Source organism: Brevibacillus formosus (assembly GCF_003013405.1).
GTDB classification, from domain to species: Bacteria; Bacillota; Bacilli; order Brevibacillales; family Brevibacillaceae; genus Brevibacillus; species Brevibacillus formosus.
On sequence record NZ_PXZL01000001.1, the window covers coordinates 192,871 to 213,879 of the forward strand.

The 21,009-nt window shown below is 47.7% G+C and carries 22 protein-coding genes and 1 riboswitch; of the genes, 14 read left to right on the forward strand and 8 right to left on the reverse strand.

Annotated features, from left to right (window positions below):
- Nucleotides 1-157: 157 nt before the first annotated feature.
- Together C7R91_RS00765 and murB are read right to left on the reverse strand one after the other, a co-directional pair.
- A complete protein-coding gene (locus tag C7R91_RS00765; protein WP_047068467.1) occupies nucleotides 158-511 on the reverse strand; it encodes a HesB/IscA family protein in 354 nt (117 codons plus the stop codon).
- 23 nt (nucleotides 512-534) lie between these two features.
- Nucleotides 535-1,437: a UDP-N-acetylmuramate dehydrogenase gene (gene murB, locus C7R91_RS00770; RefSeq protein WP_047068466.1), complete on the reverse strand. Its 903-nt coding sequence runs from the start codon at nucleotides 1,435-1,437 to the stop codon at nucleotides 535-537.
- 221 nt (nucleotides 1,438-1,658) lie between these two features.
- Here murB and C7R91_RS00775 point away from each other — a divergent pair, with 221 nt between their 5' ends.
- Nucleotides 1,659-2,294 (forward strand): helix-turn-helix transcriptional regulator, encoded by a 636-nt coding sequence (locus C7R91_RS00775; RefSeq protein ID WP_047068465.1) that lies wholly within the window; start codon nucleotides 1,659-1,661, stop codon nucleotides 2,292-2,294.
- A 52-nt stretch (nucleotides 2,295-2,346) separates the two neighbouring features.
- On the forward strand, nucleotides 2,347-3,264 hold the full coding sequence (locus tag C7R91_RS00780) for a phosphotransferase (RefSeq protein ID WP_047068464.1): 918 nt from the start codon (nucleotides 2,347-2,349) through the stop codon (nucleotides 3,262-3,264).
- A 54-nt stretch (nucleotides 3,265-3,318) separates the two neighbouring features.
- Here the strand turns inward: C7R91_RS00780 and C7R91_RS00785 are convergent, their stop codons facing one another.
- Entirely contained in the window at nucleotides 3,319-4,797 is a 1,479-nt protein-coding gene (locus tag C7R91_RS00785) for a sigma-54 interaction domain-containing protein (protein ID WP_236697806.1), read from the reverse strand.
- Nucleotides 4,798-5,121: 324 nt separating this feature from the next.
- Here C7R91_RS00785 and fmdA point away from each other — a divergent pair, with 324 nt between their 5' ends.
- Complete coding sequence (gene fmdA / locus C7R91_RS00795; RefSeq protein WP_047068462.1) at nucleotides 5,122-6,303, forward strand: formamidase; 1,182 nt, start codon at nucleotides 5,122-5,124, stop codon at nucleotides 6,301-6,303.
- 35 nt (nucleotides 6,304-6,338) lie between these two features.
- Nucleotides 6,339-6,650, forward strand: coding sequence for an FmdB family zinc ribbon protein (locus C7R91_RS00800; protein ID WP_047068461.1), 312 nt, complete (start codon nucleotides 6,339-6,341; stop codon nucleotides 6,648-6,650).
- A 63-nt stretch (nucleotides 6,651-6,713) separates the two neighbouring features.
- Here the strand turns inward: C7R91_RS00800 and C7R91_RS00805 are convergent, their stop codons facing one another.
- Complete coding sequence (locus tag C7R91_RS00805) at nucleotides 6,714-7,448, reverse strand: SDR family NAD(P)-dependent oxidoreductase (protein ID WP_047068460.1); 735 nt, start codon at nucleotides 7,446-7,448, stop codon at nucleotides 6,714-6,716.
- Nucleotides 7,449-7,723: 275 nt separating this feature from the next.
- Between C7R91_RS00805 and C7R91_RS00810 the strand changes: the two genes are divergently transcribed.
- Genes C7R91_RS00810 through C7R91_RS00830 form a run of 5 tightly spaced genes read left to right on the forward strand, consistent with a single transcriptional unit; the run spans nucleotide 7,724 to nucleotide 13,052 of the window.
- On the forward strand, nucleotides 7,724-9,343 hold the full coding sequence (locus C7R91_RS00810; RefSeq protein ID WP_047068459.1) for an AraC family transcriptional regulator: 1,620 nt from the start codon (nucleotides 7,724-7,726) through the stop codon (nucleotides 9,341-9,343).
- Nucleotides 9,344-9,375: 32 nt separating this feature from the next.
- Entirely contained in the window at nucleotides 9,376-9,969 is a 594-nt protein-coding gene (locus tag C7R91_RS00815) for a nitroreductase family protein (RefSeq protein ID WP_047068458.1), read from the forward strand.
- The gene (locus tag C7R91_RS00820) at nucleotides 9,944-10,981 is read left to right on the forward strand and encodes a FecCD family ABC transporter permease (protein WP_047068457.1); all 1,038 of its coding nucleotides are present in this window, start codon (nucleotides 9,944-9,946) and stop codon (nucleotides 10,979-10,981) included. The genes C7R91_RS00815 and C7R91_RS00820 overlap by 26 nt, the downstream gene beginning before the upstream one ends.
- Nucleotides 10,981-12,006, forward strand: coding sequence for a FecCD family ABC transporter permease (locus C7R91_RS00825; RefSeq protein WP_047068456.1), 1,026 nt, complete (start codon nucleotides 10,981-10,983; stop codon nucleotides 12,004-12,006). The genes C7R91_RS00820 and C7R91_RS00825 overlap by 1 nt, the downstream gene beginning before the upstream one ends.
- 44 nt (nucleotides 12,007-12,050) lie before the next feature.
- Nucleotides 12,051-13,052, forward strand: coding sequence for an ABC transporter substrate-binding protein (locus C7R91_RS00830; RefSeq protein WP_047068455.1), 1,002 nt, complete (start codon nucleotides 12,051-12,053; stop codon nucleotides 13,050-13,052).
- Between the two features lie 7 nt (nucleotides 13,053-13,059).
- On the opposite strand, the gene C7R91_RS00835 is transcribed toward C7R91_RS00830, so the two are convergent.
- The gene (locus tag C7R91_RS00835) at nucleotides 13,060-13,584 is read right to left on the reverse strand and encodes a GrpB family protein (protein WP_047068454.1); all 525 of its coding nucleotides are present in this window, start codon (nucleotides 13,582-13,584) and stop codon (nucleotides 13,060-13,062) included.
- Between the two features lie 652 nt (nucleotides 13,585-14,236).
- On the opposite strand from C7R91_RS00835, the gene C7R91_RS00840 reads away from it, so the two are divergent.
- Nucleotides 14,237-14,833, forward strand: a complete 597-nt coding sequence (locus tag C7R91_RS00840; protein ID WP_047068453.1) for a PepSY domain-containing protein — start codon at nucleotides 14,237-14,239, stop codon at nucleotides 14,831-14,833.
- A gap of 30 nt (nucleotides 14,834-14,863) precedes the next feature.
- Here the strand turns inward: C7R91_RS00840 and C7R91_RS00845 are convergent, their stop codons facing one another.
- Complete coding sequence (locus C7R91_RS00845) at nucleotides 14,864-15,637, reverse strand: metallophosphoesterase family protein (RefSeq protein ID WP_047068452.1); 774 nt, start codon at nucleotides 15,635-15,637, stop codon at nucleotides 14,864-14,866.
- A 143-nt stretch (nucleotides 15,638-15,780) separates the two neighbouring features.
- Between C7R91_RS00845 and C7R91_RS00850 the strand changes: the two genes are divergently transcribed.
- On the forward strand, nucleotides 15,781-16,713 hold the full coding sequence (locus tag C7R91_RS00850; protein ID WP_047068451.1) for a manganese-dependent inorganic pyrophosphatase: 933 nt from the start codon (nucleotides 15,781-15,783) through the stop codon (nucleotides 16,711-16,713).
- 50 nt (nucleotides 16,714-16,763) lie between these two features.
- Here the strand turns inward: C7R91_RS00850 and C7R91_RS29205 are convergent, their stop codons facing one another.
- The gene (locus C7R91_RS29205) at nucleotides 16,764-16,934 is read right to left on the reverse strand and encodes a hypothetical protein (protein WP_162837741.1); all 171 of its coding nucleotides are present in this window, start codon (nucleotides 16,932-16,934) and stop codon (nucleotides 16,764-16,766) included.
- A 136-nt stretch (nucleotides 16,935-17,070) separates the two neighbouring features.
- Here C7R91_RS29205 and C7R91_RS00855 point away from each other — a divergent pair, with 136 nt between their 5' ends.
- Nucleotides 17,071-17,829 carry a MerR family transcriptional regulator gene (locus C7R91_RS00855; protein ID WP_047068450.1) on the forward strand — a complete coding sequence of 253 codons (759 nt, stop codon included), beginning with the start codon at nucleotides 17,071-17,073 and terminating at the stop codon, nucleotides 17,827-17,829.
- Between the two features lie 68 nt (nucleotides 17,830-17,897).
- Here the strand turns inward: C7R91_RS00855 and C7R91_RS00860 are convergent, their stop codons facing one another.
- Nucleotides 17,898-18,461 (reverse strand): pyridoxamine 5'-phosphate oxidase family protein, encoded by a 564-nt coding sequence (locus C7R91_RS00860; protein ID WP_047068449.1) that lies wholly within the window; start codon nucleotides 18,459-18,461, stop codon nucleotides 17,898-17,900.
- A 155-nt stretch (nucleotides 18,462-18,616) separates the two neighbouring features.
- Between C7R91_RS00860 and C7R91_RS00865 the strand changes: the two genes are divergently transcribed.
- Complete coding sequence (locus tag C7R91_RS00865) at nucleotides 18,617-19,561, forward strand: MBL fold metallo-hydrolase (RefSeq protein ID WP_047068448.1); 945 nt, start codon at nucleotides 18,617-18,619, stop codon at nucleotides 19,559-19,561.
- 146 nt (nucleotides 19,562-19,707) lie between these two features.
- A riboswitch (cobalamin riboswitch) is annotated at nucleotides 19,708-19,857 on the forward strand.
- 155 nt (nucleotides 19,858-20,012) lie between these two features.
- Nucleotides 20,013-21,008: an ABC transporter substrate-binding protein gene (locus tag C7R91_RS00870; protein ID WP_047068447.1), complete on the forward strand. Its 996-nt coding sequence runs from the start codon at nucleotides 20,013-20,015 to the stop codon at nucleotides 21,006-21,008.
- Nucleotide 21,009: the final 1 nt, after the last annotated feature.

Genomic DNA, 21,009 nt, shown 5'->3' on the forward strand with positions numbered 1-21,009 from the left:
CAAACAATGCAGGCGGGAGATTACGGGATTGGGGGTTTACATTTGATTAGCCTAGAAAATGAAAGCATATTGTCACCTTACATAAGTAATAGGGGGAAATTTTTCAATAGAATAGCACTCCTAAGTAATCGGTGACAAGTCATTTTCGTCTGATGATTTACTTACACTTTTCTCTTTTCCCTCGATGTAAAGCTGTACGGAAGCTGCTTCCACAGCCGCAGGTTGCGATTGCATTCGGGTTTTGGATCGTAAATCCGCCCATCATTCCACTCTCTTTGTAATCGATTTCGACGCCATCGACATACGGATAGCTTTCTGGATTGACGACCAGCTTCACACCATCCATATCGATGGTGGTGTCGCCTTCTTGATAAGTATCATCAAAACCGAGTCCATAGGTCATTCCGGAGCACCCTCCGTCCTTCACGCCAAAACGAATGAAGAAAGAAGAGCTTTCTTGTTCGAGCATATGTTGAATGCGAGTGACGGCAGCTTCGCTGATTTGAATCATCGTGAGACCTCCCTTTTTTATGCTTACTGTTCACCTACGATCACAACCTCAGGTACAAGGTGAATACCTGATTGGCTGTGAACTTTTTCCTGAATCTGCCTCATGAGTGTCCATACATCAAGTGCGGTGGCATTTCCGGTATTCATAATAAAATTGGCATGTTTGCTCGATACTTCCGCGCCACCGTACCGCATGCCCTTTAGGCCAGCATCTTCAATGAGCTTTGCAGCAAAATAGCCTGGAGGATTTCTGAATACACTGCCTGCACAGTCAAACGGCAGAGGCTGTGTTTTTAACCGTTTTTCTTTATATTGGTTCCACTGGAGCTTAATGCTTTCGCTGTCGCGTAGAGTCAACTCAAAAATCGCTTCCGTGATAATGACATGAGTCTCTTGCAAGGAAGAGTGGCGATAAGAAAAATCCATGTCTACAGCATGCAAGGAGCGAATGGCTCCCGTTTGTGTGATCACTTCAGCTGAATGGAAAATGTTCGATATCTCTGATCCGTTGGCGCCTGCATTCATATACACAGCGCCGCCGATAGACCCGGGTATTCCACCTGCGAATTCCAAGCCACTGAGTCTGTGCTTGTTTGCCAACGCTGCAAGTTTAATCAAGGAGTAGCCGGCCCCTGCGTAAATATGATTGCCCACGATTCGGGCATAGTCCAAAGCCTTGTTTACTAAAATGACCGCCCCGCGATACCCTTTGTCACTGACTAAAAGGTTGGAGCCCTTTCCCATCACCATCCATGGGACATGATGTTCATTCAGTATTTGCAGAACCATCATCAGTTGGGATTTACTGCTCGGTGTAATCAGTAAATCCGCAGGTCCGCCAATTTTCCAGGTTGTATGTGCCGCCAAAGGCTCCTGATAAGCAGCTTCGACCTGCCGTTCACGGAGAAGGGAGAATACAGGTTTCATTCGTTTCACCTATCCTTCTTGGAAAATAGCACCTTTGCACTACAATCACAGTATAGGCACAAATTTATATATATTCAACTAAGATGTTTAATAAGTTGCAGTTGCGAGGGCTTCGCGATGAATAAAGAGGGTCACTTTATAAACATGTTTGTTGAATTAGTTATATAAAGGACATATACTGTGAGCGTATCGTTCTTTTCCAATAAAGGGGCGAAGAGAAAATGGAGAGATATAGACACCTATCAACACGTGAATACATTCTGTTGTTGCTGAAGAGGGAAGGGGAGCTCAGCACAAAGGATTTGCAAAACAGGCTGGAGCTCACAAAGGTAGCTGTCAGCAGGCAAATGATCTACTTGGAAAAAGACGGTTTTGTTGTGTGCAGAGTAGGTCGTCAAAAAGCCGGAAGACCGATGCACTACTACTCGTTGACACAGCTAGGTAACGAACAATTTCCGAATGATTACGGGCAATTGGCCGTGGATTTGATGGAGCATATCGTGCTGGCAGACGGGGAAGACCGAATAGATCAATTTTTCGCAAGACAGCAAGAGAAGATTATTCAGAAATACGAGGGACAAATGGAAGGAAAAGCGCTATCTGAAAAGGTGGCAGAGATGGCACGCATCCAAGATGACAACGGATTTATGGCGAGCTGGGAACAGGTCAGTGATAAGGAATATGTGATCACACAGCACAATTGTCCCTATTTTAAAATAGCAGATCGGTATCAGATGATCTGTGCAAGAGAGCTTAATTGTTACCGAGCGTTACTGCAGACAAGCGTTGAGCGGACGGAATGCGTGGCAATCGGCGGTAAGAAATGTGTCTACCAGATCCGCTATGCGCAATCGTAGCTGCAAGCATCATCACGGAAGATGAAACGACAAATGGGAGGGAACGAAAACGATGACTAACTCGAATCCTTGGGATGCTGACTGGGAAGTATCTGCACCATTGGCAAGCTCACTCATCTTCCGTCAGTTTCCGCGGCTATCTTCTATGCCCATCAAGCTGATTGGCTGTGGTTGGGATAACGTGGTCTTTCGAGTGGGGGACGAATATGTTTTCCGTTTTCCCAGGCGGAATGTCGCTGTTGAATTGATCAAAAAGGAAGGGGTGCTGCTGCCAATGCTTGCGGCATTCCTGACGATCCCGTATCCGAAGCCGTTTTTTTATGGGGAACCAACCAACGACTATCCATTCCCTTTTCTGGGGTACACGTATGTACCAGGAACGCTTCCAAAAGGCTTGACCGACGAGCAGCGTGCGTCATCGGCAGTGGCACTTGCAACGTTTTTAAAAGGATTGCACGCGTTTCCGCTTCAGCGTGCACGCGAGCACGGGATCGAGCATGATCACAGGAACCTCCTGGACATTGCGCAGAGAAAAGAAAAGATGCAGACGTTTTTGTCTACCTTAGCTGTACATATTTCCGAAGAGGATCGGGATGCGATTGCGAATTATTTAGGACAAGTCGTGAGAGACCGGATAAGACCGCGTGAAGTGCTGCTGCACGGAGACTTGCATGTTAAAAACATGCTGGTAGATGAAGCCGGGCAGATATCAGGCATCATTGACTGGGGAGATCTCAATGTGGGTCACCCAGGAGCGGATGTAAGTGTGGCTTACAGTTTTTTACCGCCACAAGCCCGCCAGTCTTTTTTCCATGCGTATGGAGAAGTGGATGAAGAGACAAAAATATTGGCCAGAATGATGGCGGTGTACATTCCGATGCTGCTCTGGATGCAAGCCATTGATCACAAGGACGAAGAAGTGGCAGAGGAGGCAAGGATGACGATAAGGCGAGCACTCGCTGACGAATAGGGCATCGGTAAAATGTTTCGGGGGACAAGCTGCTAAGGCTCATCCCCCGATTTTTTAACCAATTCCCAACTCTTCCATTTTCCGGTACAGCGTGCTTCGCGCAATTCCTAGCTTTTTTGCTGCGGCGCTGATGGATGGAGCTTGCGTGATGGCTTGCTGGATCGTCTGTCGCTCTAATTCGCGCAATAATGGCAAAGGTTCTCCGGATGTTTCTTGCAATCCATACTGCTGCTGCCATTCGCTCGGAAGATGGTGAGAGGTGACCCACGATTCACCGAACGCATGTAAAAATGCTCGCTCCACGATATTGCGCAGCTCACGAATATTTCCGGGCCATGAGTGCTGCTGCAAGATCGACATGGCAGATTCACAGATACCAGTCGGACCGCCAGCGTATTGGGTATGAAGCTGCTGGAGGAACTCGTCAGCCAAGGCTGCAATGTCTTCTTTGCGTTCGCGCAGGGGAGGGATGCGTATTTGCAGGATATTTAGCCGATAGTAAAGGTCGGCACGAAACAGGCCATTCCGTACGTCATCTTCAATAGAACGATTGGTGGCAGCGATAACACGAATGTCTAATGGCTTTTCTTCGTGAGAGCCCAATCTCGTCACTTTGCGTTCTTCGAGTACCCGCAATAAAAGCACTTGAAGCTCCATGCTCATTTCCCCGATTTCATCGAGAAATAGCGTTCCTCCATTTGCTGCTTCAAATTTTCCTGGTTGTCCTCCTTTTTTTGCTCCAGTAAAAGCTCCTTCTGTGTATCCAAATAGCTCACTGGCGATCAGTTCGCGTGGAAGTGCTGCGATATTGACTGCAAGAAAAGGGCCGTCTTTTCGCGAACTAGAGGAGTGGATGGCACGCGCTAGGACTTCTTTGCCACAGCCTGTTTCTCCGAGCAACAACGTATTCGATAGCGATTGTGCAGCAATACGTGCTGTATGCAGTTGAGCTTGATAGAGGGGGCTATTCGTATGAATCTCTGAAAACGAATAGCTGCTAGTAGCCTTTGACAAGGTTGCCGTGCATGGGCGAATAAGAAAGAGGCGATACCACGTCTTTTCCCCTAGATCGAGTTCCTCTAAATACCAGTCGGTTAAGCGTTCTTGTTCCCAATCCGCCTCGAGAACAAGGCCTTCAAATAAAGAAAATCGTTCTTGTGCCCGCTTGTTAGCAAAAAGTACGACGCGCTCGTCACTGAGTACGATTAGATATTCTTGGCTGTTTTCAGCCCATGCGAAAAGAAGACTCTTCCAATTAGGAACAGAATGAGAGGGAGGCCTGAGAGCTGGAATCACATAATCCGTTTGGAGTGCGAAAGAGCGTCGCGTAGTAGAAAGGGATAGCGGGAAAAATGGCAAAGAGCCATTTTGTAGCAAATGGATTAGCGCATCCCTGATCAGAGAAAATTCGTAGGGTGAAAGCTTCGCAGAGGCCTGTAATTGCTGATAGAGAGAATGAAAGACAGCATGAGAGATCGCGCGATGATGGGAACGCTCGATTACGGAGAAAGAATCGAAAGACGAGAGCAGCATGCCGGCTTCAAAAATCGTTCTCGCACCCTTTCCTGGTTATAGTTTGTTCGATTGTGGGACAGGTGTCCGACAAGGAAGCAGGGGAAACAAACGACACACAATGAAGAAAGCGCTACAAGAGAGGAAACGACATTTCTGGTCAAAGGCAGATCAACTGCATGACCTATTTTGCGACAAGCTCTTTGTATTAAGTATACAGGAGAAAATAGACAAAAGAATCGGTATTATCAAATTTTTATGGGACCAGCAAGTATTGGCATGTCATTTGCTTCTTTTTGTGAATGTACGGCATACGCCATTTTGAACAAGTGAGGGGGAAGCAGCATGCCAGAAGTTTTATTTCGAGTTGACTTGAACAAACCAATGGAGGAGCAAGATACACCTGGTCACAACAGATGGCATCCAGACATTCCGGCAACAGTTTCCGTGAACCCAGGAGCTGTTTTTCGCATGGAATGTAAGGACTGGACGGACGGGCAGGTCGCTAACAACGATGACCCTTCCGACATTCGCGATGTCAACCTCAATCGCGTCCATGTGCTCAGTGGACCTGTCTGGGTGAATGGAGCAGAACCAGGAGACCTCTTGGTTGTCGATATTCTCGATATCGGGGCACTCCCCCAATCGGAATGGGGCTTTAACGGAATTTTCGCCAAAGAAAACGGCGGGAGCTTCCTCGTCGATCATTATTCACAAGCGGCCAAGTCAATCTGGGACTTCCACGGCATTTACACGACCTCTCGCCATTTGCCGGGAGTCAAATTTGCTGGCATTCTTCATCCAGGCTTGATTGGTACGGCACCTTCTCACCAGCTATTGGATCGCTGGAACCGAAGAGAGAGCGACCTCGTAGCGACAAATCCTGAACGAATGCCGCCACTCGCGAATTTGCCGACCCCGCACAGTGCTGTGTTGGGCAGTCTGAAAGGCGCTGAGTTCGATCGGATTGCCAGAGAAGCGGCTCGCACTGTCCCACCTCGCGAGCATGGCGGAAACTGTGATATTAAAAACTTGTCCAAAGGCACTCGCATTTACTTTCCGGTGTATGTAAATGGAGCGAAGCTGTCCATGGGCGATTTGCATTTTTCTCAAGGAGACGGGGAAGTGACCTTCTGCGGCGGAATTGAAATGGCTGGTTGGCTGGATCTTCATGTGGATGTCATTAAGGGCGGGATGGCGAAGTATAACATCGTGAACAACCCTGTATTCAAGCCGGGTCCGGTAGAGCCTCGCTATACGGAATACCTCGTTTTCGAAGGAATTTCAGTTCACGAGACGACAGGGCAGCAGCTGTATATGGATGCACATGTCGCTTACCGCAATGCATGCCTGAATGCCATCGAGTATTTGAAAACAGCGATGGGCTTTACGGGTGAGCAGGCGTACATGCTGCTGGGAACGGCACCGGTGGAGGGAAGAATTGCAGGAATCGTCGATATTCCGAACGCGTGCTGCACCTTGTCGATCCCGACAAGCATTTTTGATCGAGATATCTTGCCGAAGTAGCCAAGAAAAAGACCGTGAAAGAGGAGCCAAATACGATGCCGAGATACGATTACATGTGCGAGGAATGTGGTCCATTTGTACTATGGCTGAAGATGAGCCAGCTGACAGAGAACGTTGCTTGCCCCGATTGCCAGCTACCGTCAAAGCGTTTATATGCTGCACCAGGATTGATCATGACACCGCAAGCGCTGCGCCAACGTATTGAGCGTGGTGTGGAACCAAAAGTGGTGCGGAAGCAAGCGCATTCCCATGAAGGAGCAGGGTGCAGCCACAGCCATGGCAGTCAGGCACATCGGGGACATACCCACAGCCGTGGGGGCAAACGCCCTTGGATGGTAGGGCACTAAACGAAATGGATGAAAAGGGCGTTCATTCAGTCTCCAGCGGTCTGAATAAACGCCCCTTTGCTATTACCGCAGATACCCGCCGTTGTTGATGTCAAAAGTCGCTCCGGTGTAGTGTTTGGACTTCTCCGATAACAGGAAAACGACGGTATCTGCCACGTCCGCTGGCATTACAGGGCTGTCGATGAGGCCGTGAGCGAGATATTCTGCCCGACGCCACTCTGGAATGGTGTCCATCATCGGTGTAGCAACCATAGTGGGTGCTACCGCATTGACCCGGATGTAGGGAGCGAAGTTCATTGCACAGCTTTTCGTCAAGCCGAGAATTGCCGCCTTCGTGGTTCCATAGACTGCATCCGAGCTGCCCTCGATTCCGGATACAGAGGACAGGTTGACGATCGTCCCTCGTTTTTGGGCAGGAAAAAGGAGCTTTCCGAACATCTGTGAGAAATAAATGCAACCTTTTACGTTAATCGCGAGCACTTTTTCAATTGTGTCGAGGTCGTAGTCCAGAATGTTTTTCGCCAGGTAAATGCCTGCGTTATTGACGAGACTAGTACAATCCGCATGCTCTGCCTCGATATGCGCAAAAAAAGCCGCAACCTCCTCATATTTGCTAACATCCACACAATACGTATGTAGTCTTTCTGCTCGATTCATCTCTTCTTTCAGTGCAAGCAAAGCTTCCTGATTGAGGTCACATGCGATGACAGCGGCCCCTTCTTGCAAGCATTGCGTCACTACAGCTTTCCCGATCCCAGAAGCTGCTCCTGTTACGATTACTTTTTGATTGCTCAGCATACCTGTACCTCTTTCTGTCTGTGTTTTAGTAGAACCATAGGTAGAAAATATGAGATGCTTTGTTAAAATATAAGATCATTTAGAAATATTTGTCTACAAAGAGTGTCATGAGAATAGCTTAAGTGGAAAGAGAAAACGTCGAGTGGTCATCTTGATGATCGTTTGGCGTTTTTTGCTTTTTCTCACCCGAGTGCAATTGCAGTTTTGCCAAGTCTCTCGTACAATTGTTGAGAATTGTTATCAATTGCTGCATCATGATTCAAGAGGAGCTATTTATGAGAAAAAAAGACAAATATAGTGATCCGAATGTCATCACTGTTAATGATGTGCAAGTTTTGTCCATTTCAAAAGAATGGAAGCTTGTAGAAGCGAGAGATAGAAGCGAACAAATCATCATTTTGGTAATAGAGGGCAGGGCATCGTTTCGGGTGGATAAGACAGGAGGGGTGCTTAACCAGGGAGATTGCATGGTTATATCTCCAGAGGATATGCAGGAAGGGCTCGCCCTTTTGCCCATTACGGAGAACATCTATATTTGTTACGTGGCGCTTTTTGCTGCTTATGCCAGAAAAGAAAGGGATGGATGGCTCATAAACGAAGTGATGCTACCGATCCAGGGGAAGCACCATATCGAAGCTATATCCTTAATTCATCATCACATCGAACAATTGCATCTTGCATGGCGAAAAGATCACTTCGATCAGGCAACCATGCAGATTCTTTTTCTGAAGCTATGGCAAGCTATTATGGCTGGAATCACGCTGCAAGAGAAAAAAACAGATCGTCAACAAATTCTTCAAGGGATCGCTGAGCATATGGAGCAGCATTGTGAGGAGACTTTTCAGATCGAGGAGATTGCTCGCTACTCAGGAATGACGCCGACACTTTTCTATCAGCAGTTTAAGGAGTACACCTCGCTCACTCCCTTGCAATTCATCAATCGGAAACGAATGGAAAAGGCCTGTCAGCTTCTGGTGACGCAGGACGTGATGATTCCTGAGGTAGCTAGTGAAGTGGGCTATCGGGATGTGTACTATTTCAGTCGGATGTTTAAAAAGATCGTTGGCGTTCCCCCTTATCGCTTCAAGAAATCGTTACAAAAGAAAATCGCCGTACTCCATCCAGCAATCATCGGTGATCTGCTCGCATTGGGGGTTTCGATCCAGCATCTGATCCCTGTTTGGGAAAAGCATCGGCAAAAGAGGCCGTACTCCCAGATGGAAGCAGCCACTCTGGAATTTGACTTGTACCGTCTGCATCAGATGGAGCCAGATTTGATTGTCGGAACAGATCAGGTTGCACCTTGGCTTGAACAATTAGAAACTATTGCACCGACCTGGCTCATTCCCTTTAAAACAACGACTTGGCGAGATCATTTGCAGCAGGTAGCTGCCATGCTGGGGATTACAGAGGTGGCGACCAGTTGGCTCTATTATTATGATCTGAAAGCAGCTGCAGCTCGCGAGCGTATCCGCAAAAAAATTGGGAATGAAACTGTTATGGCAGTAAGGGCGTGGGATGGTGGAGCCCGTATATTTGGTGCGAAAAGGCGGAAAATTTCCGATATTTTGTACGGAGACCTCCAGGTAAGACCTCCAGTGGGAACAGATCATTTTGCCTTTCTGGATGTCGCGAGCCTGGATGAGCTTCAAGATTTTCAGGCTGATCATATTCTGCTTTTCGACGAAAGGAAAATTCGAACAGATGTACGCAAGCATCGTTTGAAAGGGAATGTACATCGAGCTGGGGTATATCCTTGGCTGCATTATTCCGCACTCGGCCATGAGCAGGCCATATCAGAGGCGCTCACGCATCTTGCAGAGTCACAGGAATGTACAAAAAAGGAATCAGGTTCTTCAATTTTCTTGCGTCCACAAGTTTGTGATAATGATTGAGAATGAGTATCACTATTGTTGGAGGGAACGAGATGGAGTCATCATTGTATCCGATTGCACAAGCGATCCGTGACCGCAGAACCATAAAGAAATTCAAGCCAGACCCGATTCCACTGGAATTGATTCGTGAGTTGCTGGATGTAGCTGTCTGGGCGCCTAACCACGGACTGCGTGAGCCTTGGCGATTCGTGCTTTATATGGAAGAAGGGAAGCGGGTTGTCGTCGATGCCATTCTTCAAAACGCCCTGAAAAAAAGAGATCCGGAATTGCTTTTACGCGTCCCGGCATATCTTTTGGTTATCGTAAATGAAGACTCGCGGCAAAGAGAACGGGAAGAGGACTATGCGGCAGCCTGCACGCTGATTCAAAACTTTCAGCTCGCGGCGTGGGAGCGGGGATTGGGCGTCGTTTGGAAAACAGAACCGTTCACGTATCAAGCAGGATTTTTGCAAGCGGTAGGGGTACGTGCGGAGGAAAAACTCGTAGGAATGCTTCAGCTTGGCTTTCCGGAGGTCATTCCGGAAGCACGAGCGAGAACGGCTGCAATTGACAAGCTGACCGTGATTGATTCGAACGTTGCTCTGGAGGAAAAGAAGGGAAATGTCACTGTCACAGCCGATCACTAAAAATGCTTCGCTTCGAACCAGGCCGTGGATGGCGACGGTGTTGATTGTTGTAGGGATTTTCGCCATCCTTTTCGGGCTAGGTTCATCCATTATCACTGGAGTGGCGAATATCTCGTTTGCCACCGTTTGGAACTCGATTTTTCATTATGATTCCAGCAACGAGCACCACGTCATTATTCAAACGCTGCGAATGCCGCGTGCCTTGGCAGGAGCGCTGGTGGGAGCTGCTTTTGCCGTAGCGGGAGCCATCATGCAAGGGGTTACGAAAAATCCGATTGCGGATACGGGCTTGATGGGCATTAATGCAGGGGCCGGATTCGTACTTGTACTCGTTTTTGCTTTTGCGCCAGGACTCCCTTTTGAGTCTATTATTCTCTATTCTTTTATCGGAGCGGGTCTGGGGGTAGGGCTTGTGTATGGACTGGCCTATTTTTCCAAAAACGGTTTGACCCCCTTGCGGCTCGCGTTGGCAGGGGCAGTCGTCAGCTCAATCCTATCAGGGATTAGTCAGGCGATTTCCCTCCTTTTTCAGATCAATTACGATCTGGCATTCTGGTCAGCAGGGGGGATCTCTACAGCGGAGTGGTTTCAAGTATCCGTCATGATGCCATGGATTGTCGGAGGAATCGTTGTGGCCATGATCCTATCTCGCTCCATTACCATTTTAAGTCTGGGAGAAGAGATCGCAGCGGGACTCGGACAGAAGACCAGGCTGGTGAAGGGGGTGGCGGCGGTTGTCGTCATGGTGCTGGCGGGTGCTTCGGTCTCAACAGTTGGCGGAGTTGGGTTTGTCGGTCTCGTTGTCCCACACATCGTCCGTTTTCTGGTCGGGGTTGATTACCGCTGGATTATTCCTTGCTCAGCTGTCATGGGAGGAGTTCTGGTAGTTTTTGCAGACATCGGAGCCAAAATGATAGCGATGCCCTACGAGACACCGCTAGGCGCCATTATCGCCGTGATCGGCGTCCCTTTCTTCCTGTACCTTGCTCGTAAGGAAAGGAGGGAGTGGTAGTGGACATCGATCTATTTTCCCAAAAAAGAAAAAGCCGCAGTGTCCGACTGATTCTTCTTTTCGCAGTGCTTTTACTTGTCGGTTTTGTCCTGAGCTTGAACACGGGACCGTATAGTATTGGGCCCTTCGAGGTGTTGCAGACGTTGCTGGGGGAGGGTTCGAAAAAGCAGAGTCTCGTGTTGTTTGAGCTGCGGCTTCCCCGGATGGTGATTGCGGTCATGATTGGAGCGGGGCTTGCTGTATCGGGAGCGATCCTGCAAGGAATCTCTCGCAATGGCCTGTCTGATCCTGGCATTCTTGGAATCAGTTCAGGTGCTGGACTGGCCGTATTGTTGTTCGTCTCCTTATATCCCGCGACGAACATGGCTCCGCCTTTTTTGATGCCGTTTCTCGCACTTATCGGTGCCACTGCCACAGCAGCCATAATCTATATGCTGGCATACAAGAAAGGGCACGGCATATCTCCTGCCCGTCTCTTGCTTACAGGGATTGCAGTAGGGGCGGGACTTAGCGCCATCAGCATTATTTTGACACTTCAGTTGAATCCGCGAAACCTCGAGTTTGTCGTCACTTGGCAAATGGGATCGTTGTGGGGTTCCAATTGGAAGTTCGTGCTGGCGCTTATGCCGTGGATGGTGATCCTGCTGCCGTACGTGTATCGGAAAGCAAATGTACTGAACCTGCTCAGTATGAATGAACAAATTGCAGCAAGTCTGGGCGTATCTCTTCAACGGGAGCGACTGGCCTTGCTGGCGGGTGCGGTTGGCTTGGCTGCGTCGAGTGTAGCGACAGGTGGAGGCATAGGCTTTATCGGTTTGCTTGGCCCGCATATCGCGCGCAGATTGGTCGGACCCCAGCATCAATACATGCTGCCCATTACGGCGCTCGTCGGCTCATTGCTCGTGTTGACCGGAGATACGATAGGGCGAAGCATTATGCCGGCTACAGAAGTACCGGCGGGTATTGTGATTTCCCTCATTGGGGGGCCTTATTTTCTGTATTTGCTGATCCGAACAAAAGGGTAAAACATGGTTGAAATCAGGAGATGAATAAAAGGAGTTCAATCCATATGAAAAAGAAATTATCAGGCATTCTGTTCGTAATCTTAGCCACAGCCGTCGTGGCGGGGTGCGGAGCAGGACAGACGACTACAGACACAAACACTGCCAATAAAGCGCAAACGGTTGAGGCAGGAGCATCACAACCCGATACAAAAGGGACAGGGGAGCCTGTATATCCTCGCACCATCAAGCATACGATGGGGGAAGTCACATTGGAGAAAAAGCCGGAGCGTGTCGCCTCTGTCGATATCATGGGAACAGATTACTTCCTCGTGCTAGATTTTGCTCCGATTGTATCGGAAGGCTTTGAGTCGACGAAAAGCAAGTCGCCCATTTTTGCGAAGTATGCGGAAGGGAAAACGGTAAAGGATCTGGGTGGAAAAACGAATTTGGAGACTTTGCTGGAGATGGACCCAGAGGTTATTGTCATGACAAGCACCGGAAAAGGCTCCAGATTTGAGGAATTCAACAAAATGGCTAGTTCCATTGTCATTGATTTCTCAGTGGATGCCCCCACTCGCCTCATGAAAATCGCTGAAGTAATTGGTAAAGAAGAAAAGGCGAAGCAAGTTTTGGCCGATTTTAATAAGCTGAAAAGCGAAGCAAAAGCAGCAGCAGACAAGCATAAAGGAGAAACGGCCCTATTCCTCGTTTCCAATGGTAAGGATTTTACGGTGATGCATCCCAAAAACTTCCCGATTTACTATGAGGAAGTGGGATTAACACCGATAGCAGGATTGCCCGGGGATGGCGAGATTGGGGGGCGTATCGGAATCGAGGCGTTGAGTGAGCTTGCTCCCGATCATATCTTTATTGCGGAGAATCGCCGTTCAGCAAAAGCAGAGGAGCCAGAAGGGTTGATTCATATCTGGAAGGATCATCCTGTCTGGAAAAACCTCAAAGCAGTGAAAAACAACCAAGTTTACACGATGGATACACTCGCGGGTGATACATTCTTCCTGGGGGAAATCGCTGGATTGGAAGCCATTAAGAACAATCTCGGAAAATAGAAATTTACTACTGCTCATTCTGAGAACATTTCCATACAAGCGCCTTTTGCTCCAGTGCTTTTGCAAGTGGATCCTTCCCTTTTACATAACCGCCAGAATCATAGGGGAATCGTTTGGCCAGCTCTGCCTTCACATCGCCGTAATGCTTGGCTTCATCAGGATGAACACGCAAGTAGTCGCGAAAAGCCAAATGACGGTCAATAGCTGGATGCCCTGCCTGATACATGTGGACATGATGGGTACGTTCGTCACCGCCCTTTGAAAAATACCGTCTTCCTGCATGTCCGCGCTCTCCCCGAGGTTCGTAGCCATGTGCCAGCATTTCGCTGTTGTAATCATCCACGCGGGTGATATCTCGAACCACTGGCAAGATGTCGATTATAGGCTTTGCCAAGAGTCCAGGTACGGCAGTGCTGCCGATGTGATGGATCTCGACGATTTCGTCACCGCAAATCCTTTGCAACAACTGCGCTTCGTCTCTAAACAATGTGGCCCATTGTGCTTCGTAAGGACGTACTTCCATTTTTCGCATCCTGCTGTCACTCCTTTTTCACATGAATGGTTGGTTTATCGTGAACATATAAGAAGCACTCTACACGATTAGTAGAGTGCCTTTGTTCATTTCCGATTGCCTGATTCCGTATAGGCTGAGGAGATAGCTTGTGTTGCTTGTGCTGTCAATTGAATACGTGCTGGATTTTTCACTTCCAAGGTCATTACGGACATGATGACCGTTTGCATGGTGACGAGAAAATAGATTCAAAAAAAGATATTTTTCAAAAGTGGTGATTCCACGGAAAAATCGTTTCTCCTTCTCATTTACGAAAAATTAGAAAGTAGCTAGAAACGATATGTATTACACTGCCATTCACGCTCTCTTTCGTATGTCATCGAGTTGACTGTTGTCCTCTCGATTGCTTTTATTATACGGATAAAAGCGGAGGGCACGCAAAAGCGCGGATGTTTCATTTGCGTCGATTTACAGCTGGAATGGATCGTTTTTGCCAGTAGAAAACACTCGCTCTTTTTGTTAATCGCTGTGGCTCACCGGCAATCATGAATCTGTAAGGGGTCTCTTCTATTTTCTCATCAATTTCTAATCTTTCTCTTTCTATTCCTTCATCTGCCCTTTTTAAGATAAAGGAGATCAAACAAAACCGGTCGAAAAAAAGGAGCGAGATGATATGAAAAAAGTAGTCATGACCATGGTAGGTGCACTGATTGTAGGGAGCCTTGGCGTAACAGCCTTTGCACATAGCAACCAATCTTACAGCGTACAGCAAATGAATACTTCTACCGTGTACCTGCAAATCGACGATGATGTGAAACACAACTGGGCGAAGCTCGTGCGCATCACGCCTGAAAAAGCACTGAAAAAAGTTCGGGATGCACAGTCTGGTACCATTACCGAATGGAAGCTGGATGAAGAGGACGGTTTCCTTGTATACAAAGCAGAGATCAGAAACAAGCAGCAAGAGATTGAGGTGTACGTCGATGCGATGACCGGCGATGTGTGGCGAACAGTTGACCACGATGACGACGATGATCATGACGACGACAACGACGGTCAGTGGAAAAACCGACAAGTAAAAATCAGTGTAGAGCAAGCGAAAAAAATCGCGTTGGCTAAAGTGAACGGCAACATCAAATCCATTAAGCTGGATGAAGACGATAACCACTATGTGTATGAGGTAGAAGTGAAAACGGCTAAAGGACAGGAAGTCGATTTGGAGATTTCCGCTACAACAGGTGCTGTACTGGATGTAGACTGGGACGATTAATCTAGGCAGCTCTCTTTCTCAACCGACCCTTTAATAAGCAGAGGGTCGGTTTTTTTGTGCCAGGGCTTCTAAAAATTCCATTGCTTCTTGAGCCGTAGGTATCTCTCGGACATTCTCTTCGGCAAACTTCTGAGCTTGCGGATAGTTCGTGGAAGCGATTTGTTTTGCAGCAGCCTCTACGTCATAAGGGGTAAAGCGATGCTCATAGCTGTCACCATCAAGAAGTAACCAATATGCCCCTGGTTTGTTGGCAAACGGCATACCCACACTTCCAGCATTGAGGATACGAATATCGCCAAGGCGACGTTCAAATTGGATATGCGTATGACCGCAGATGACTATTCGTTGCAGCGTCCTCTCAAAGTAAGCGGCCATAACTGCATCAGGAGTGAGTGGGGTGAAAATAGCTTCATCATTGGTGGGAATGGCATGGCAGAAGAGTACGTCCTCATAATTCTCACGTGTTAACGTGTAGGTAAGAGGGAGCTGCGACAAAAAGTCACGATTAGAGCGGCTTAATTGCTCCGCAACCCATGACGTGATTTCCCGCACAGAATCGGACATTTTCAAGGCCTGAGCCTCACCGTCAAAAGTGAGGAGTACTTCACGATCGCCATTACCACGGATGAATTGCACAGGTGTATCCAATTGGAAGAGCATCTCAAGTGTTTGGACGGGCATTGGACCTGATATGGTATCCCCCCCGATGATAATAAGATCAGGCTTCACAACTTCGAGTTCTGCCAATGTTGCATGTAGTGCAGGTGCATTCCCGTGAATGTCATACAAAGCTGCCACTCTCATTTTATTTCGCCTCCCATTCATTACGGATTGATCTTCAAAACCTTATTTCCAACGATCGAGTTTGAACCTATAATGTATCTTGGGCATATCCGCTAAGCTGTGGTATAATTTGGAAGCCAAATTACGATTAAGGAGTATGGATGATGGAAAAAAAACTAATCTTCGGTCATAAAAATCCAGACACAGATTCCATTTGTTCAGCACTTGTGTACGCTGACTTGAAAACAAAATTGGGCGCGAATGTAGAGCCTGTACGCCTCGGTGTAATCAGCAGCGAAACAGCATTTGTGTTGAATTACTTCCAAGTAAAAGAGCCGCGCCTCGTAGAAACAGTGGCGAATGAAGTAAATGAAGTCATCCTTGTAGACCACAATGAGCGCCAACAAAGCGCGAATGACATTGAGCAAGTGCAAGTGGTAGAAGTGATCGACCATCACCGTATTGCAAACTTTGAGACGAGCAATCCTCTCTACTTCCGTGCCGAGCCGGTTGGTTGCACGACTACCATTTTGAAGAAAATGTACAAAGAAAACGGCGTAGACATTCCAAAAGAGATGGCGGGCTTGATGCTTTCTGCTATCATTTCGGATACGCTGCTGTTGAAATCTCCAACTTGCACGGAGCAAGATGTAGCGGCTGCTCATGAGCTGGCTAAAATCGCGGGTGTCGATCTGGAAGCATATGGTCTGGAAATGCTCAAAGCGGGTGCAGACCTGAGCGACAAAACAATCGCTCAATTGCTCACATTGGATGCTAAAGAGTTCCAAATGGGCAATGCGAAAGTAGAAATCGCGCAAGTAAATGCAGTAGATGTAAATGATGTACTTGCACGCCAAGGCGAACTGGAAGCGGCCATGAATGCAAATATCGCTGAAAAAGGTTTGGACCTGTTCGTATTTGTCGTAACCGATATCTTGAACAACGACTCTGTTGCGATCGCACTCGGCAGCGCAACACAAGCAGTAGAAAAAGCGTACCAAGTAACATTGGTGGACAACAAAGCTGTTCTGAAGGGCGTTGTCTCCCGCAAGAAGCAAATCGTACCGGTATTGACCGATACATTCCAAGCACTGTAAAAAAGAAAGGTGGCTGCCATGCACAGGATGCGGGCAGCCATTTTTTATGTTTACATTCCTTGGGTAGGGTTGTTATGCATATGGGACAAGGTTTGCTGGGCATAAGCATCGTCACTGTAATGGGTGATGGCATATTTATCTCTCGCTTTAAGACTGAGCAGCCCTGTTAATCCCCATCCAGCACCGACTATGGCTACAATGAAGCCGACTATATAGAGCATCGAAGTCCCCCCTTGTATGTCTTTCTCTATATTTTAGCAAATTATGGATAAAGAGTAACGCCAATTTTTTTATGAAAATGTGTTTGACATTGACGGTCCGTAAATGTGTACGATCAATTTGTCAGGAGGAATGAACATGGAATATACGGTGCAAAAGCTAGGACTCCTGGCGGGTGTCAGCACCCGGACGCTCCGATACTACGATGAAATTGATCTTCTCAAGCCGGCGAGAATCAATTCGTCAGGGTATCGCATTTACGGACAGCAAGAGGTTGATCGATTGCAGCAAATCCTTTTTTACCGCGAGCTGGGTGTGAGCTTGGAGGAGATCAAGGAGATCCTGGATTCACCAACCTTTGATGCTGACCGGGCACTGCGGGAGCACCGCGAGAAGCTCCTGGAAAGGCGAGCGCAATTGGATGCGTTAATCGCCAATGTCGATTTGACATTAGCACAAAGAGAGGGGACCAAAACGATGAGTGACAAACAAAAATTTGAAGGCTTCAAGCAGAAGTTGATTGACGACAACGAGGCGCAATACGGAGAAGAAATTCGTGCAAAATATGGAAGTGACCTGGTTGACAAATCCAATCAAAAAATCAAAGGAATGACCGAGCAGGAGTACGCCGCACTTGAGCAGTTGAATGAAGAACTGCATGAGACGTTGGCACAGGCTTTTGCGACGGGGGATCCTGCTCATGAGCTTGCGCAAAAAGCAGCAGATCTTCACCGTCAATGGCTCAGCTTTTATTGGGACAGCTACAGCAAAGAAGCGCACGCAGGTGTTGCCCAGATGTACGTCGATGACCCGCGTTTTACCGCTTACTATGACAAGGAGCAGCCAGGTGTAGCCGAGTTTCTCCGCGATGCAGTGGCCATTTATACCAGCAAGTAAAGAGGTTTCAAACAAAGAAGCTGCGAGCAAGGCAGCTTCTTTCGCGTTTTACGTTTCGTTATCCCCTTCTACTGCGGGAAAAGCTTTTGTCCCAATGGTGTTGGCAATCCATCCATGCTTCGTACGTTGTTTTCTTGTTGATAAGCAAGTAGCTCCTGCTCGTCTTTAGCCAAGGTCCATTTTTGAAGGGTGTCGCGTTCCTTTGAAAAGGTGTAGAAGGGAATGGCCCAACCGCAAGAAGTCTTTACTTCTTGTATGTTCACGGTGATGATTTGACGAGCCCCGGGCAGAAGCGGGAAGTCTTTCACGAGCTCATCCCATCGAGGTGTATCTGGGAGAATAACCGTTCCTTTGCCGTAGAGGCGCATGATGAGAGGGGGGCCTTCAAATGCGCAGAACATGAGAGTAATCCTGCCATTTTCCTGTAGATGAGCACTGGTTTCGTTTCCGCTTCCAGTCAGGTCCAAATAGGCGACCTCTGTAGGCGATATAATGCGAAAAGAATCGTACCCTTTCGGTGAAAGATTCACGTGACCATCTGTGTCCATAGGAGCAGAGGCAACAAAGAACATCTGTTGCTTCTTGATAAACGCCTCATGCTCAGGTCGTAATTGAGAAAAAAGCTTACCCATTTTTGCACCCCTCCAGGTAATGGAATTGTTTTTGCTGTCCTCATATTACGATAAAAATATGAAGATTTTGTGTGTTTATCCTCAATGCGTCTAAATTAGGTGGTAAAGTATAAATATTCGGTCAATATATTGTTTTGAAAAGGAGGAGCATTTACATGCAAGCATCACAGCCAATTTACTTAGGAGAACGCATCCATTTAATAGACGGTTTCGATATGGGCTGGGCAGAACGTACGGGGACATATGTGATCGCAGAAGAGGAGCTCACTTTGGTCGAAACAGGACCAAGCCCCTCTGTCCCGTATATCAAGGCCGGTCTCGCCAAGCTCGGTTATACGACAGAACAAGTAAAATACATCATCGTCACACACATACACTTGGATCATGCAGGAGGAGCCGGACTTTTTCTAAAGGATTGCCCGAACGCAAAGGTCGTTGTCCACCCGAAAGGTGTACGTCATCTCGTTGATCCGAGCCGACTGATCGCAGGGGCGAGAGCAGTGTATCATGATGATTTTGATCGATTGTTCGATCCGATTGCGGCAGTTTCCGAGGAGCGGATTTTGATTCGCGGGGACGGGGATACACTAAAGATCGGAGAGAATTGCGTATTGGAGTTTCTGGATTCGCCGGGGCATGCCAATCATCACTTCAGCATCTACGATCCCGTAAGCCGCGGCATGTTCACAGGTGATACGGCCGGTGTACTTTATCCACAGCTTAAAAAGGATGGCATACACCTCGTGCTGCCATCTACTTCCCCGAATCAGTTTGACCCCGATGCCATGTTAGCGTCTCTAAGCCGTTTTGAAGCGCGCAAGCTGAATCGCATTTACTTTGGTCATTTTGGGATGTCTGAGCAGGTAGACGATGTGTACCGCCAAATACGTGAGTGGCTCCCTGTGTTTGTGGCGGAAGGAGAGTCAGCGCTTGATGCTGGACAAACCTATGAAGAACTGTCTCGTACGCTATTTGAACGAGTCTCGGATCATCTTCAGTCACAAGGAATCAGTGATGACCACGAAGTTTTGGAAATACTCAAGCTCGATTTACAGGTATGCTCCATGGGCATTCTAGATTATTTGCACAAACGGGGGTAATAGCCTGCCAAAAGCATTCCAGTTGCCTGAACCTTTTGTTCAGGCGTCTTTCATTTTTAGCAGGCAAGAAAGTATTGGCTTGCGTGTTGGTCATTCTTTTTTCATCCAAGGAATGCTATGATGTAGGATGAATCATGGACTGTGACAATTTCAAACAGCAAATAGGTGCCTCGTCTTTTTAACAAAAAGATCGGGTGAAAAGGGAAGTCGGTGAAAATCCGACGCGGTCCCGCCACTGTAAATCGGCTCGTTCCTCAGCCGTAAGCCAGGAGACCTGCCTGTTTGTTTTCGTGCCTGGTGCCTTCGCGGAAAGGATTGGCCTATTTCAGGAAGCAGACCATCCTGTCTGTTTGCACTGAGGTGCCGACCCTTTGATTTCCGAATGGAAGCAAGGGTCGCTTTTTTATTGGAAGGTACAGTCAATCAGATATGCAGAAAGGAAGTTCTACATATGAAACGTTCATTGCGATTCATGATCCCACTACTAGTTGCGGCGAGCCTCGCAGGTTGTGCGGGTAACGATAACAGCCAACCAGCACCAGGTGGACAAACAAGCGCACCGCAGACAGCACCGCAGGAAAGCGCGGCCAAGCAGCCTGTAAAACAAACAACGTATCCATTGACAGTTACGGATGCGACAGGAAAAGAAGTAACCTTTGCAAAAGCTCCTGAGCGAATCGTCTCAACATCACCCGCCGAGACAGAGATTTTGTTCGCATTAGGCTTGGAAGATCGGATCGTAGCTGTCTCAGACTATGACGATTATCCAGAAGCGGCGAAGGCAAAACCGAAAATTGGCGGTGTCGTCAAACCAAATGAAGAAGCCATTCTCGCTCAAACGCCGGATATGATCGTCGGTGGGATTTCGCTGGAAAAGCCAGTGTCTGACAAGCTCAAATCTCTCGGAATGCCCGTCTATATTACCCATCCGACAAAGATGGACGACATCCTTAACAATATTTTAACGATGGGAGTTATCACGAATACACAGGAACAAGCTGAAAAAGTCGTCGCGCAAATGAAGAAGGATATCGCGTACGTTCAAGAAGCAGTGAAAAATATAAAACCGGAAGAGAAGAAAAAGGTATACCTGGAATTCTCCCCAGGGTGGACAGTCGGAAAAGGCGAATTCATGGACGAACTCATCACACTGGTTGGAGCGACAAACATTGCTTCTGACACCCAGGGCTGGAATCCGATCAGTGAAGAAAAGATTTTGCAAAACGACCCGGACATCATTTTGTATGCGAGCGGAATTACCGATGAAAAGACTGGCGCCAAGCTGGAGGATTTGATCGCGAATCGCAATGGCTGGAATAAAATGAAGGCGATCCGTGAAAAACAAATCTTTGGCATGGACCAAAATATTTTGTCCCGTCCTGGTCCACGTATTACACAAGGCTTGATCGAAGTAGCCAAGGCAATTTACCCTGACTTGGTGAAATAAA